The sequence below is a fragment of the Pseudomonas sp. NPDC090233 genome (genome assembly GCF_044772285.1).
In the GTDB taxonomy this organism is placed as follows: Bacteria; Pseudomonadota; Gammaproteobacteria; order Pseudomonadales; family Pseudomonadaceae; genus Aquipseudomonas.
Map to the genome: position 1 here is coordinate 181,144 of NZ_JBIVYQ010000002.1, position 14,254 is coordinate 195,397.

The window sequence follows — 14,254 nt, forward strand, 5'->3', positions numbered from 1 at the left end:
GCCCATGATCCGTTCCAGTGTGTTGCTCGCCGCCATACTCGCCGCGCCGATGGCCCTGGCGGTCGGCACGGGGACTACCTACCCCGACGATCCACACAACCCGGCGCCGAAGCCGGGTGTGGACAGCACTCTCAACCCGATCGAAAAGCCCATGCCGCGGGATACTGACCCGCGCCTCCAGGGCAACGACCCAGACAGTCCGCCAGCCAAGCAGAATGACAACCGCGACTTGCCGGGGATGGATGGCAGCGGGTCGGAAGGTGATGGTGCTGGGTCGGACGGCGGACAGCGGTAGTCAGTGCCGGCCCTTTCGCGGGGCAAGCCCGCTCCCACAGGGCTGATGCAAACTCTGTGGGAGCGGGCTTGCCCCGCGAAAGGGCCGGCATTGACTCACCACAGCCGCTTGTCTGGCCTGGTCAACCCCAGTTTCTCGATCCTGTAGCGCAGCATATCCCGCGAAAGCCCAAGCATCCGTGCCGACTTGGTGACGTTCCAATCCGTCCGATCCAGCGTCTTGCACACCAGGTCCCGCTCGATGTCCGGCAAACTGGTGCCCGGCTCCGGCTCATGCCGCGGCATTTCGTACACCGTTGCCGTCGGCTGGGCCAACGGCTCATCGACCAAGGTCATGCACAGATTAAGCTGGTGCGCCTGCACTACCTCGTTGGGCGCCAGCAATACCGTCTGCTCCAGCATATTGCGCAATTCGCGCACGTTGCCTGGCCAGCTGTAACTCAGCATCAAGGCCTCGGCCTCGGTACTGAAGCGCAGGTTTGGTTTGCCATACCGGCGCCCGTGATGGGCGAGGAAATGCCGGGCCAGCAACAAGATGTCCTGCCCGCGCGCGTACAGGCGTGGCACCTTCAGGGCGATGATGCGCAGGCGGAAGAAAAGGTCGCGGCGAAACTTGCCCTGCTGCACCATCTGCTCCAGGTTGCAGTTGGTGGCGCTGATTACCCGCAAATCGACCTTGCGTTCCTTGACCGCGCCGATCCGGCGAATGCTGCGGTCTTCCAGTAGCTTGAGCAGCTTGGCCTGCAACACCAGGTCCATCTCGCCAATCTCGTCGAGGAACAGCGTGCCGCCATCGGCCGCCTCGACCAGCCCCACGCGGCGCTCCTTGGCATCCGTAAAGGCGCCCTTCTCATGGCCGAACAGTTCAGCCTCCAACAGGTTGGCCGGGATCGATGCGCAGTTGAACTCTATGAACGGCCCCTTGCTGCGCAAGCCATCGAAGTGCAGCGCGCGGGCGACCAACTCCTTGCCGGTGCCCGTCTCACCCTCGACCAACACCGGAGGCAGGTCGTCACTGGCCATGCGCCGTTCGGCATCGAGCACCTGGCGCAGGGTGTGTTTGAGCGTCAGCATCGCCGGCGACTCGCCAATCAGCGCCTGCAGCCCGGATTTTTGCGCCTCGCGCTCTTGATAGAACGTCAGCGTGCGCTCCATCCGCTCGGTGGCCAGGGCTTTCTCCAGCGTCAGCTTCAGCTCGGCCAGCACCACCGGTTTGGTCAGGTAATGGAATGCGCCCTCCTTCATTGCCTGCACGGCATCTTCGACATTGCCGTAGCCCGTCATCATGATGACCTTGAGCTCCGGTGCCTGTACCACCAGCGTGCGCAGCAAGTCGTGGCCGTTCATGCCCGGCAGCGAGTTGTCGGTGAGCACCGCATCGGGCTGGACGCGCTTGATCTGCTCCAGCGCAAGTTCCGCCGTGTTGCAGACAGTCACCTCGAAGCCCTTGAGGTTCAGATAGGTAGAAATATTGTTGGCAAGGATTTCATCATCCTCGACTACCAGGATGCTGTGCTCCATGTTCCCCTCCCGCTGCGATATTGAAAGTGAGGCTGACGCGGGTTCCTTCCTCTTCACGGCTGCTCAGGCTGACCGAGCCACCGAAACGTTCCATGATCCGCTTGGCCAGCGCCAGACCCACACCCAGGCCGCCCTGTTTGGTGGTGAAAAACGGTTTGAAGACCATCCGTTCCTGCTGCTTGGTCATGCCTTTGCCGGTATCAGTGAGCAGCAACTCGACGCGCTGGCCATCCTGGACGCTGACCTGGGCGCGCAGCTCACCCCCTGCGGGCATGGCTTCGATGGCATTGGAAAACAGGCTGTTGAGGATCTGCGACAACTGCAGCGGCTGGCTGGCCACCCACTGCACCGGCGGCCCCTGGAAGGAATATCGCACGCCGTTGCGCTCGATCTGCCGGGCGAAGGCCTGGCGGGTATCGTCGATGGCCGCCACCAGGTCCACCGACTCGGCGCTGTCACTGGTCGGGCGCAGCGACACCAGCAGCTCGCGCACCCAGCGCGACATGCGGTCAACCTGGTTGATGATATCGACGATGTTCTGCTGTGCCTGGGGGTTGGCGATTTCCTGCGCCAGTTCCGCGCTGGAGCGTATGTTGGCCAACGGGTTGCGCATGCTATGCGCCACCGCCGATGACATCTCGCCCAGGGCGACATAGGTTTCGCTGGCCACCAGCCGCTCCTGTTGATGGCTCAGCATCGACGCCGCACGCCGCACGATCCAGAACAGGCCGAAGTAGATCAGCGCCCCGCCCACCAAGGTCGAAGCCCAGATCAGCACATAACCGCGCTGGATACGCCGGATCAGGTCCTGCGGCTCTTTGTAGATCTCGACCATCGCCATCACCTGCTCGCCCTGGCTGTCGAACAACGGGATGTAGTTCTCGATGAACAGGTAGTGCGGCTCGCGCTCGAATTTTTGTTCCTCGCGGTCCTCTTCGGCCTTGTGGTAGCTGGCCGATACGGCCTTGCGCGAACGGAATGCACGGTCCAGATCGCCATCGGCCGCGATGCGTTTGCCGATCAATTCGGCGTTGGTGGACCAGACGATGGTACGGTCACGTGCATAGACGTTGGCCAGCAGGGTGTCGGGCAGGTGCTCGACATGATCGAGGAACTCGGACCGAGTCGACTCGGCCAGCGCCGGGCTGACCTGCAGATGCTGCTGATCCAGGCGCGGGTCGAGCAGCTCGCCCAGGGTAGTGCCGGGCGGCAGCTGCGAATGGCGCACCTCGGCCTGGGCCATGGCCTGGATGAATTGGGCGGTGAGCATGGCGTCGCGCTCGACACTGTCACGCACCACGAAGCGCGTCGAAACATAGCCCAGGCCAACCGCCACAGAGGCAATGATCAGCAGGCTGATCACGGAAAACCAGCGCAGCAGATTGAACTCGCGAAGGGGTGCGGCCAAGCCGCTGCCGGCTTGCGCAGAAGACTTGTCGAGAACATCGGTATCCAACGTCTGCATCGCGTCGTTCCCGCCCTGTGATTGCTTTCGATAGCTGCAAAAAATCAGCCACAACTAAACAGAAAATACAAAATCATTTATTTCAGTAGGTTACTGAGTTTTCCTGAATATGATTCGAGGTTAATTCCCCACATTTGGGTATTCGTTACCCAATTAACCCGACAAGGGCTATCAGGTCTCAGCCAACCTGAAATGAAGTGAAACCCGGGTGCCACGCCCTTCGCTGCTGCTCAATCTCACTGACCCGCCGAAGCGCTCCATGATGCGTTTCACCAGCACCAGCCCCACGCCCAACCCGCCCTGCTTGGTGGTGAAGAAAGGCCTGAAGGCCATGCGTTGCTGGCGCTCATTCATGCCTTTACCGGTGTCGGACAGGCGCAGGGTGACGCTGCGCCGATCCTGCTTGACCACCTCGACGCGCAGCCTGCCCCCCTGCTCCATCGACTCCAGGGCGTTGTCGATCAGGCTGTTGAAAATCTGCCCGAGCAGCGCTGGCTGGCCGAGCACCTGCACTGCAGGCAAGGGTTGCAGATCCAGGGTCACGCCGCCGCGCGCCAGCGGCACGGCAAAGCTCTGCAAGCTGTCTTGCAAGGCCTGGGGCAGGTCCACGGCCACCGCTTCGTCATTCAGAGGCCGCAACGACTGCAGCAGTTGGCGAATCCAGTGCGACATACGGTCGACCTGGCTGATGATTTCATCGATGTTGCGCTGCGCCGGCCCCTCGTCGAACACTTGGGCCAGCTCGGCGCTGGAGCGGATGCTTGCGAGCGGATTGCGCAGGCTATGCGCCACGGCCGAAGACACCTCGCCCAACGCCACATAGGTTTCGTTGCTGATCAGCCGCTTCTGCTGCACCGCCATCAACCGTGCGGCGCGGCGCATGATGCCGTAGAGGCCGAAGTAAACAAGGCCGGCGCCGAGGATGATGGCCAGCCAGATACGGATCAGGCCATGTTCGATGCGTACGATCAGGTCGTGGGGTTCTTTGTAGATCTCCACCATTGCCGTGACCCGTTCGCCATCGGCATCGAACAACGGAATGTAGTTCTCGATGAACAAATGCTCGGGCGCGGTCACGAATTTTTGCTCGGCGCGTGCCTGGTCGAAATTGTGATAGCTGGCAGAGACCCGCATCTTGTATTCGAAAGCCCGGTCCAGATCGTCATCACCTTCGATCAGTTTGCCCATCAACGCCGGGTTGCTCGACCAGATCACCGTGCGGTCCGGGGCGTAGATATTGGCCAGAAGCATGTCAGGCAGGTGGGCGATATGGTCGAGAAACTCCCCGCGCGCCTTGCGCCGCGCTTGCGGGGACACCCCGGGCAAGGCGGCGTGGTCGGTGCGCGGGTCGAGCAGCTCGCCCATGGTACGCACGTTGGGGATAGCCACATGGCGCACTTCGGCATCGGCGATGGAGGTGATGAACTGGGCGGTGAGCAAGGCATCGCGCTCGACGCTTTCGTCGATGATGAAGCGGCTGGAGATCAGGCCCAGCCCGACCGCCACTGACAGAATGAAAGCCAGGCTGACCCAGGCATACCAGCGCAGCAGGTCGAAAGGCTTGCGCGGGGAGCCGGCGTCAGGACTGGCAAGCGTCTCCAGTGTGTCGGAACGGGGGACGATGTCCATGGCGGCTTCCACTGCTGAGCACCTGTGAAAGGTTATAGCCCAGAGTTGGGGATTGCATGGCGCTGATTTTTATCATGCCGATGCAAGGAGTGTCGTCATCACAACGGCGAATCTGCCGTCAGCCCCTGTAACTTGCGGTATTCACGCAACACGTTGGGCACATAGCGTCGGGTTTCGGCGAACGGCGGCACTGCCCCACGGCGCAGGACAGCATCGGGGCCGGCGTTGTAGGCCGCCACGGCCAGAGTGATGTCGTTGTCGAACAGGGTCAGCATACGTTTGATGTAGCGCGCCCCACCCAGCACGTTGTCCTCAGGGTCAAGGGCATCCTCAACCCCCATTTCCTTTGCCGTATCCGGCATCAGTTGCATCAGCCCTACCGCGCCGGCCGCTGAACGGGCCTTGGGGTTGTAGCCGGACTCGGCTTTGATCAGCGCATGCAGCAGCGCCTGCGGCACGTCGTGCTTGCGCGCTGCAGTAGCCACAAGGTCAGCGTATGGCCGACCTGTGATCAGTTGCGCATTGGCCGGGCCGGCCTTGGCAATAGGTTCGCTGATCACCCGTTCATAATGGCGCCCGGGCCGATGGACGTTGGTCAGTACGTAGCCGCCTTTGGCATCGATCGAGATGTAGACATCGGCTTGAGCGGTTGCCGCTGCCAGCCAGATCAGTCCCAGGATAATCCCACGCATGTCGGTCGCCTCCCCGCCGTGCCCCCGATGTGGGGGAAATGCCCCGGAAAACCCGGGCTTTGCGGTAGCGACGCAAGCACTGTGCCGCTTGCCATGGCGCATGGCGCAAGGCCCCGAGGCAGACGTGCACGGCTGTTGCATGGCGCAGCGATACCCTGGGCAAGCATGTCCCCACGCAGGAGGGCTTCACCATGCAGCGCAAACGCAATCATCAATTCGGCTTCACGTTGCTTGAACTGTTGGTGGTGCTGGTGGTGCTCGGTTTGTTGGCCGGCATCGTCGCACCCAAGTACTTCAGCCAGCTCGGCCGCTCGGAGGCCAAGGTCGCCCGTGCGCAGATCGAAGGCCTGGGCAAGGCGCTGGACCTGTATCGCCTGGAAGTCGGCCACTACCCCAACAGCGAACAGGGCTTGCAGGCGTTGGTGGCCGCACCCAGTGGCGAGGCACGCTGGTCCGGCCCCTACCTGCAGAAAGCCGTGCCGCAGGACCCCTGGGGACGCGCTTATATCTACCGGCAGCCGGGCGAAAATGGCGGCGAGTACGACTTGTTGTCGATGGGCAAGGACGGCCAACCCGGTGGCGACGGTGAGAACGCCGAAATCACCAGCTGGCAATGAGGAGCACGAGCATGCGCTATAGCCTCAAAGCCCTGGGCAGACAGGGCGTGGTGCAATTGCAGATCGATGCCGAGGATGCCGAGCAGGCACGCCGCCAGGCCGAAGATCAAGGTTTGCGGGTGGTCAGCGTGCGCGGCCAGGGTGGCGCCTTGCGCGGTATGGCCTGGCGCCGCCAGGCAGCGTTTGACCTGGTGCTGTTCAGCCAGGAGCTGACCACGCTGCTGCATGCCGGCCTGCCGTTGATCGATGCACTGGAAAGCCTGGCGGAAAAAGCCCCGGCTGGGGCTGCGCGCAAGGTCCTGGCGGCGCTGGTTCGCCAGCTCTACGAAGGCCGCTCGCTGTCCCAGGCGCTGGCCCAGCAGCCGCGCGTGTTCCCACCGCTGTACGTGGCACTGGTGCAGTCCAGCGAGCGCACTGGCGCCCTGGGCGACGCCCTCCACCGCTACATCGGTTATCGGCAGCGGCTGGACCTGGTCAGGCAAAAGCTGGTGGGGGCGTCGGTCTACCCATTGCTTTTACTACTGGTGGGCGGTGGCGTGGTGCTGTTTCTGCTTGGCTACGTGGTGCCGCGTTTCAGCCTGGTGTTCGAGGGCATGGGTAGCGAACTGCCCTGGCTATCGCGCGTGCTGATGCAGATTGGCCTGTTTCTGCATGCCCACCAACTGCCATTGGCGCTGGCGACAATGGGCAGCATCGGCGCACTGGTGCTGCTGCGCCGCAACCCACTGCTGCGGCGCTGGATCTCACGCCAGATACGGCGCATGCCGGCGCTGCATCAACGATTGATGATGTATGAGCTTGCGCGCTTCTATCGCTCACTGGGTATTTTGCTACAGGGCGGCATTCCCATCCTCACCGCAATGGGCATGGCCCAGGGGCTGCTGGGCAGCGCTGCGGCGCAAGGGCTGGAGCAAGCCAGCCGACGGGTGGGGGAAGGCCTACCGCTGTCGGAGGCGCTGGAAGCCGGGCAACTGGTCACGCCTGTCTCGCTGCGCCTGCTGCGGGCGGGGGAACAATCGGGGAATCTTGGGGAAATGCTCGAACGCTGCGCGGACTTTCATGACCAGGAGATCGGCCGCTGGGTCGAATGGTTCGTGAAGCTGTTCGAGCCGCTGCTGATGACCTTCATCGGCTTGCTGATCGGGCTGATCGTGATCCTGATGTACATGCCGATCTTCGAGCTGGCGTCGAGTATTCACTAGCTTCAGTAATCGAATCGGTCGACTGCGCGCCGCCGCTCGTTGTCATCGCGCCGGTCATAGCTGGCCGTGGTCTGGATGTTCGCATGGTGCGCCAGCTTCTGCGCAATCGACAGGTCGTGCTCTTCGATCACCCGGGTAATGAAAGCCCGGCGAAAATCGTGGGGCATGATCTTCACCCCCACCTGCGCACCCCGCTGGCGGGCGATGTAGTAGATCGCATGCTTGGTGATGCGTGCGCGGGTAATGTGGTTGCCACGGCGGATGCGGTTGAACAGGAACGGGTCGTCCGACGCGCCTTCGGGCAGGGCCTGGCGGCGCAGCTCAAGCCAGGCCTGGAGCTTCTCGAAGGCCCACACCGGGGCGTACTTGATCAGTTGCCGATTGCCCTTGCCCAGCACCTGCAGGCTGCGTGCCTCGAAATCCACCTGGTCGAGATCTATGTCCACCGACTCCGACTTGCGCATGCCGGTGCCATACAGCAACGCAATGATCGCCGCATCACGCACGCCTTGCGGGCGTGGATCGGCGGCGCACACGTCCATCAACTCACGAATCAGGCTGCGGCGCAGATTGCGCCCAGGCGGCAGGCGACTGCCAGTCGCAGGCTTCACCTCGCGGATGCGCAATAACTGTTCGTGGTCGATCAGGCCCTGGCGCCAGGCTTCGTTCATCACCCCGCGAATGGCGTTGACGTACAGCGACGAACTGTTGGGCGCATAGCCATCGGTACGCAATGCTGCGACCAGCCCGATTACATGGCCAGGTTCGAGCCGGTGCCACGGCACATCGGCCAGATTGCATTCGACGAAACCCAGTCGGTCGGCAGCGTCCTGAAGGATGTAGCGCATGGTTTGCTGGCTGGAGGGCGCCAGCCGGGCGAGGTACTGCAGCAACGGATTTTGCGAGAGGTCGGACAAAACATGAATCCTGTAGCGAAGCTTCGAGGCTCATTAACAAGCACTCAAAGCGTAAAGCAGGTCAAATCGACCGATTATCGAGTCTCAATGACAACATTCCAAATGGGTCATTTGGACCCAGCACAATGCCATTACCTTGAAATACAAGGCCTTTGCAGATGGCACGGATCGTGATGGTAACTCAATTGAAGCCACCTGATCGAACGAAGGTCTGTCTATGCTCGTGCAACCGATCGACTCACGTCCACGCCAGCCCGTCTGGGCTCTGGGTTTTCGTCCGTTCTTCCTGGGCGGTAGCATTTTCGCGCTGGTCGCACTGCTGGTATGGGCCGGGATGCTGGCGGGGGTGCTGCACACGACACCGCCCGGGGGCATGCTCGCCTGGCACCGGCACGAAATGCTTTATGGTTTTGCCGTGGCTATCATCGCAGGTTTCCTGCTCACGGCCGTGCAGAATTGGAGCGGCATCCCCGGACTCAGCGGCCGGCCACTACAGGGCCTGTTTCTGCTCTGGCTGCTGGGCCGGGCAAGCTGGTTCCTGCCGTTGCCGGCAGGTGTGCTGATCGCCTTGCAGGGTAGCTTTCTGCCCCTGGTAGCCGTGGCGCTCGCCCGCCCGATCGTACAGCGACGCCTGCGCAACAATTACCCGATTGTCGGCTTGCTGTTGCTGATTGCCAGCTGCCAATGGCTGACGCTGATCGGTTGGCTGCGTCAGGACGAAATCTTGCAGCGCCAGGGTATTTTCGCCGGTTTGTGGCTGGTAGCGGCGATGATGACCCTCCTGGGCGGCCGGGTGATCCCCTTCTTTACCCGCCGTGGCCTGGGCAACCTGGCGCCCACGCCCGCGCGGCCCTGGCTGGACCCTGCGTGCCTGTTGCTCAGCGTGGCCGTGCCGCTGAGCTATGCCAGTGGTTCCGCCGATAGCCCTCAGCCAGCCCTGGCTGCGCTATTTGCCGGGCTGTTTCTGCTGCACGGCGTGCGCCTGCTGTTGTGGCATGACCGTGGCCTGTGGCGACTGCCTCTGCTGTGGTCGCTGCACCTCGCCTACGCCTGGATGGCACTGGCGTGCCTGGGCATGGCGCTGTGGCATGCTGGCGTTGCGCTGAACCTGAGTCTTGCAATCCACGCGCTTACGATCGGCGCCATGACCGGGCTGATCGTGGCGATGATGGCACGGGTCAGCCTTGGCCATACGGGCCGGCCATTGCAGGTTCCGCCTTGTATCGCCTGGGCCTTTGCGCTGATGCAGCTGGCCGCGCTGGCGCGCGTCGGGCTGACCCTGTTCACGCCGATCGGCATCGACGTTTCGGTGCTGTGCTGGAGCGCGGCGTTGCTGTTATTCCTGTGGCATTACCTGCCGATGCTGCTGCGCCCGCGTGTTGATGGGATGCCAGGATGATCGTGGTCTAGAGTGATACGCATGATTTTCTGCTAGCGAGCCTCCATGGTTTTCCATCGCCTGACCCGCACCCACCCTCGCCTGAGCTTCGCCGCGCTGGCCGGCATCCTTGGGGCATGGTTGATCCCCGCCAGCGACACCGTCCAGCGTGTTCTCGCCGGCTGGAACCTGGGGGTCTGGCTGTATCTCTTGCTGGTCCTGTGGCTGACCTGGCGGGCGTCCCCGGAAAAGGTACGCAAAGTCGCACGTATCGAGGATGAAAACGCCGGCCTGGTGCTGTTCACTGTGTGCATCGCCGCCATCGCCAGCCTTGCTGCGGTTACCTTGCAGCTGGTATCCAGCCGCGGCCTGCAAGGCACTGAACTGGCTTTGCATTACCTCTACACAGGCATGACCATCGCCGGATCGTGGCTGCTGATCGGTTGCATCTTCAGCCTGCACTATGCCCGGTTGTTCTACACCAACGACGAAAATCAACCCGCCTTGCGCTTCGCTGACGGTGAACGCCACCCGGATTACTGGGACTTCCACTACTTTTCGTTCACCATCAGCGTTGCGGTACAAACCTCCGACATTGGCGTCGGCGGGCGCGGCATGCGCCGGGTGGTGCTGGCGCACTCACTGGTAGGCTTCGTGTTCAATACGGCGATCCTCGGCTTCACCATCAATATCGCCGCTGGCCTGCTCGGCTAGTACGCGTCGGGCACAGGCGCCGATGCGCCGGCACACTTCCTCCAGCTGCTCTGCAGCGAGCACCAGCCCCATACGCACATGCCCCGCTGCGCTAGGCCCGAATGCATCCCCCGGCAACAGCGCAACACCCTCCTCCATCAACAGCCGCTGGGCGAAGGCTTGGGCGCTGAGCCCGGTAGCCCGTATATCGAGCATCACGAACATGCCGCCCGCCGGACGATGGGCGCGCACCCCGGGACAGTCGGCCAACGCCGCGCACACTCGATCGCGCCGTTGCCGATAGGCCTCGCGCATCTGCCGCACCGCAGCCAGATCCTGCTCAAGCGCCACACAGGCCCCTTGCATGACGAACTCCGGCAGGCCGAACAGCATGGCCATGGCCAGATTGGCCAGGTGTCCGATCAGCATCGGCGGAGCTACCACCCACCCCACCCGCCAGCCGCTCATGGCATGCGACTTGGACACACTGTCGATGATCACGCAGCACTCGTTCATACCCGGCAGGTTCGCCGGATCTGCCGCTTCGCCGTCGTAGAGCAGGCCACTGTAGACCTGGTCGCAAATCAGCCACAACTCATGTTCACGGCAAAGCCGGGCGAGCTTCGCCATGTCCTGGGGCGAAATGGTCGCACCGGTCGGGTTGTGCGGCGTATTCAGCAGCAGCCCACGGGTGCTCGGGGTAATGGCCTTGGCCACGTCCACCGGGTTCAGGCGAAAACCCTGCTCCGGGCTGACTGGCACCTGCACCGGCCGCGCCCCACAGGCACCCAGCACAGCGTGGTAGGTCACATACATGGGCTCGGCAACGATCACTTCGTCACCGGCCTCAAACAGGCATTGGCAAACGGCATACAGCGCGCACTGGGCACCGGCGAGCACCATCACCTGCTCGGTGCTGACCTGCGCACCACTGCGCCGGGCGATCGCCTGGCGCAGCGCCAGGCTGCCGCGCACATCGCTGTAATGGGTATCGCCACGGCGCAAGCTGCTGACAGCTGCATCGACAATGGGCGTTGGCGTGTCGAAGTCAGGGTCGCCTACCGACAGCAGGAAGATCTCGCGCCCTTCGCGGCGCAAGGCCTGGGCCTGATAGTGGATATCCCAGGCAGCGGCGGCTTCACCGGCGATGCGTTGCGTGAGCGTGGAATAGCGCATGACTGTCTCCCTGTCTGCCCAGCTCGCACCGCTCGTCCGAAAACGTCGTGCGCCGATTGGAGTTAAAAGTAGCAGAACCCACCGGCACTTCTGCCAACCTCGGGTAGGGAAAACGTTTGCCTGGCCATTTGCCGCCAGACGGTGCGCATGACGCCTTTGTGACAGGGATCATGCATTAGCACATCTGTCGTATTTTCCGCAGAACGGTAACGTGGCAGGTGCTATCGTTAGCTTCCCGGCGGCCATGTTCTCGGCCCTCGTTCACCGCGTCCAGGCAAGGACAAGGAGGCTGGCTTGAACAAGATGACGTTCCCCAACGCCTGCCAGGTGATGCGTTGGCATTTCCATCCGCTGGGCTTCGAAGCGAGCATGGATGCGCCGCGCAGCATGATCGCCCGCCTGTTCGACCGCGCCACCGGTGAAACCCTGCTGGCGATTGCCGGTATCCCCTGCACCGCCATCATGGCGGCGGCGGACGTCGAACGCATCATTGAGGCGGTAGAGGCCGAAATGGATGCCTTCGTACCAGTCTTTGCCCTGCGCGACGCTGTTTAGGCTACCGCTTCCGAGCTCTGCTCAAGCGCCTGCAGCTTGCCCATGAACTCCTCAGCCGGTACGGGCTGGCCCAACAGATAACCCTGCAGCGAATCGCAGCCCAGGCGGGTCAGGAAATCCTGCTGGCCATCGGTCTCCACACCTTCGGCGACGATCCGCAGGCCCAGTGCCTGGCCCAAGGCGACGATAGCCGAGACGATGGCCGCATCGTCGCTGTCCTGCTCCAAGTCGCGCACAAAACCGCGGTCGATTTTCAGCTCGTTGGCCGGCAGGCGCTTGAGATACATCAGGCTCGAATAGCCGGTACCAAAATCGTCGATCGACAAGTCCACACCCATGTCGGACAGGCGCTGCAGCACCGTCAGGCTGGCATCGGCATCGTGCATCGCGGTGGTTTCGGTGATTTCCAGGGTCAGGCAGTTGGCTGGCAAACCGTTGTTGCGCAAGGCGCGGGCGACGCTGTCGACCAGGCCGGCATGGCAGAACTGGATGGCCGAGAGGTTGACCGCCATGCGCCAGTCCGTACGCCCCTGGTCATGCCACAGGCGCATCTGCCGACACGCTTCGTCCAGCACCCATTCGCCAATCGGAATGATCAGGCCGGTCTTCTCCGCCAAACCAATGAAACGGTCAGGCGGCAGCAGGCCATGCTGAGGGTGCTGCCAGCGCACCAGGGCCTCGGCGCCGATCGGCTGGCAGGCCTGGGCGTCGAACTTCGGCTGATAGTGCAGGCAGAACTGGCGCTGCTCCAGGGCCACGCGCAAGTCCTGCAACAGTTGCAACTGTTGGCGGGCGTTGCTGTTCATCGACACATCGAAGAAGCTGTAGCCGTTCTTGCCAGCGCTCTTGGCGTGGTACATGGCCGCGTCGGCGTTGCGCAGCAATTCGAGCTGGTCCTGGCCATTACCGGGGTACAGGACGATGCCCAGGCTCGCTGTCAGTTGCAGGTCATGTTCGGCCACACGGAACGCCCGCGACACCAGGTTGACCTGCTTGACCGCCACGTCCATGGCGTCAGCCGGCTCCCGAAGTTCCACCAGCAGCACGAACTCGTCACCACCGATCCGCGCCAGGGTGTCCTGGCTGTGCAGGTGGCCGCGCAAGCGGGCAGCCACCGCCTTGAGCAGCAGGTCGCCGATGTGATGACCAAAGGCGTCGTTGACCGGCTTGAAGCCATCCAGGTCGATGAACATCAGCGCAAAACAGCCGCCCTGCTCCGCCACCTTGCCGATCGCCTGGTCGATGCGGTCGGACAGCAGTGTGCGGTTGGGCAGGCCGGTCAGGGTGTCATGCAGCGCCAGTTGGGTAAGTTCCTGGTTGGCTAGGGTCAGCGAACGCGCCAACTCTGCAGTGCGCGCTTCGAGGCGCGCATCCAGCACCGAGGTCAGCAAGGCCACTGCGAGCACCGCTAGCGTGGTGATCAGCACCAGGTAGACTAGCCCTTCCCCCTTCAGCCCCCCAGCCAGCGCGCCGCAGAAGCTGCCCGCCGGGAAGTTCGCCGCCGCCATGCCGGTGTAGTGCATGCCGACGATGGCAACGCCCATCAGCACAGCCGCCAGGCCACGGATCTGGCGGACGTATGGCGTGTGCCTGCGCAGGCGGAAGGCAATCCACAAGGCGGCTGCCGAAGCGCCGACCGCTATGGCCAGCGAAGCGCCAAACAATGTCGGGTCGTAGTCGATGCCTGGCAGCATGCGCAGCGCCGCCATGCCGGTGTAATGCATGCAGCTGATGCCCGCGCCCATGATCAGCGCGCCGAAGGCCAATTGCAGCCCCGGCAGGCTCGGCTGGCTGACCAGCCACAGGGCGAAACCCGACGACAACACGGCGATCAGCAGCGAAAAGGCAGTCAGGCCAATGTCGTAGCCCAGGTCGATTGGCAAACTGAAGGCGAGCATGCCGATGAAGTGCATTGACCAGACGCCGATGCCCATCGCCAGCGCGCCCCCGCCCATCCACAGGTAGACGGCCCGGCCTTTGGCCGTGGCGATGCGGCCGGTCAGGTCCAGCGCGGTGTAGGACGCAAGGATGGCCACGCACAGCGAAATCAACACCAGCGAAAAGGAGTAGCTACCGGTCAGCATTGGGAGTTCCAGCGACGGGACAGGGAGGCCC

General features: G+C 63.0%; 13 protein-coding genes. 6 read left to right on the plus strand and 7 right to left on the minus strand.

What is annotated here, in order from left to right:
* The first annotated feature begins 4 nt into the window (after positions 1 to 4).
* Positions 5 to 295, plus strand: a complete 291-nt coding sequence (locus ACIQUF_RS05305) for a hypothetical protein (protein ID WP_403129191.1) — start codon at positions 5 to 7, stop codon at positions 293 to 295.
* 95 nt (positions 296 to 390) lie between these two features.
* Here the strand turns inward: ACIQUF_RS05305 and ACIQUF_RS05310 are convergent, their stop codons facing one another.
* The 4 genes from ACIQUF_RS05310 to ACIQUF_RS05325 all read right to left on the minus strand — a co-directional run bounded on the left by ACIQUF_RS05310 (position 391) and on the right by ACIQUF_RS05325 (position 5,601).
* On the minus strand, positions 391 to 1,815 hold the full coding sequence (locus ACIQUF_RS05310; RefSeq protein WP_403129193.1) for a sigma-54-dependent transcriptional regulator: 1,425 nt from the start codon (positions 1,813 to 1,815) through the stop codon (positions 391 to 393).
* Entirely contained in the window at positions 1,784 to 3,280 is a 1,497-nt protein-coding gene (locus tag ACIQUF_RS05315) for a sensor histidine kinase (protein WP_403129197.1), read from the minus strand. Before ACIQUF_RS05315 ends, ACIQUF_RS05310 begins: the two co-directional genes overlap by 32 nt.
* Before the next feature lie 171 nt (positions 3,281 to 3,451).
* Positions 3,452 to 4,909, minus strand: a complete 1,458-nt coding sequence (locus ACIQUF_RS05320; RefSeq protein WP_403129199.1) for a sensor histidine kinase — start codon at positions 4,907 to 4,909, stop codon at positions 3,452 to 3,454.
* A 98-nt stretch (positions 4,910 to 5,007) separates the two neighbouring features.
* A complete protein-coding gene (locus ACIQUF_RS05325) occupies positions 5,008 to 5,601 on the minus strand; it encodes a transglycosylase SLT domain-containing protein (RefSeq protein WP_403129201.1) in 594 nt (197 codons plus the stop codon).
* Between the two features lie 191 nt (positions 5,602 to 5,792).
* On the opposite strand from ACIQUF_RS05325, the gene gspG reads away from it, so the two are divergent.
* Together gspG and ACIQUF_RS05335 are read left to right on the plus strand one after the other, a co-directional pair.
* Entirely contained in the window at positions 5,793 to 6,218 is a 426-nt protein-coding gene (gene gspG / locus ACIQUF_RS05330; protein WP_403129203.1) for a type II secretion system major pseudopilin GspG, read from the plus strand.
* Between the two features lie 11 nt (positions 6,219 to 6,229).
* Entirely contained in the window at positions 6,230 to 7,420 is a 1,191-nt protein-coding gene (locus tag ACIQUF_RS05335; RefSeq protein ID WP_403129205.1) for a type II secretion system F family protein, read from the plus strand.
* A gap of 2 nt (positions 7,421 to 7,422) precedes the next feature.
* Here the strand turns inward: ACIQUF_RS05335 and xerC are convergent, their stop codons facing one another.
* A complete protein-coding gene (gene xerC, locus ACIQUF_RS05340) occupies positions 7,423 to 8,337 on the minus strand; it encodes a tyrosine recombinase XerC (RefSeq protein ID WP_400803185.1) in 915 nt (304 codons plus the stop codon).
* A gap of 217 nt (positions 8,338 to 8,554) precedes the next feature.
* Between xerC and ACIQUF_RS05345 the strand changes: the two genes are divergently transcribed.
* Both ACIQUF_RS05345 and ACIQUF_RS05350 read left to right on the plus strand, forming a co-directional pair.
* Entirely contained in the window at positions 8,555 to 9,736 is a 1,182-nt protein-coding gene (locus ACIQUF_RS05345; RefSeq protein ID WP_403129208.1) for an NnrS family protein, read from the plus strand.
* A 45-nt stretch (positions 9,737 to 9,781) separates the two neighbouring features.
* Complete coding sequence (locus tag ACIQUF_RS05350; RefSeq protein WP_403129210.1) at positions 9,782 to 10,429, plus strand: DUF1345 domain-containing protein; 648 nt, start codon at positions 9,782 to 9,784, stop codon at positions 10,427 to 10,429.
* Here ACIQUF_RS05350 and ACIQUF_RS05355 read toward each other — a convergent pair.
* A complete protein-coding gene (locus ACIQUF_RS05355) occupies positions 10,355 to 11,584 on the minus strand; it encodes a pyridoxal phosphate-dependent aminotransferase (RefSeq protein ID WP_403129212.1) in 1,230 nt (409 codons plus the stop codon). The two genes, ACIQUF_RS05350 and ACIQUF_RS05355, sit on opposite strands and share 75 nt — an antisense overlap.
* Positions 11,585 to 11,878: 294 nt before the next feature.
* Between ACIQUF_RS05355 and ACIQUF_RS05360 the strand changes: the two genes are divergently transcribed.
* Positions 11,879 to 12,139: a DUF1652 domain-containing protein gene (locus ACIQUF_RS05360; RefSeq protein WP_400803175.1), complete on the plus strand. Its 261-nt coding sequence runs from the start codon at positions 11,879 to 11,881 to the stop codon at positions 12,137 to 12,139.
* On the opposite strand, the gene ACIQUF_RS05365 is transcribed toward ACIQUF_RS05360, so the two are convergent.
* A complete protein-coding gene (locus ACIQUF_RS05365; protein WP_403129214.1) occupies positions 12,136 to 14,223 on the minus strand; it encodes a putative bifunctional diguanylate cyclase/phosphodiesterase in 2,088 nt (695 codons plus the stop codon). The genes ACIQUF_RS05360 and ACIQUF_RS05365 overlap by 4 nt on opposite strands.
* Positions 14,224 to 14,254 lie beyond the last annotated feature (31 nt).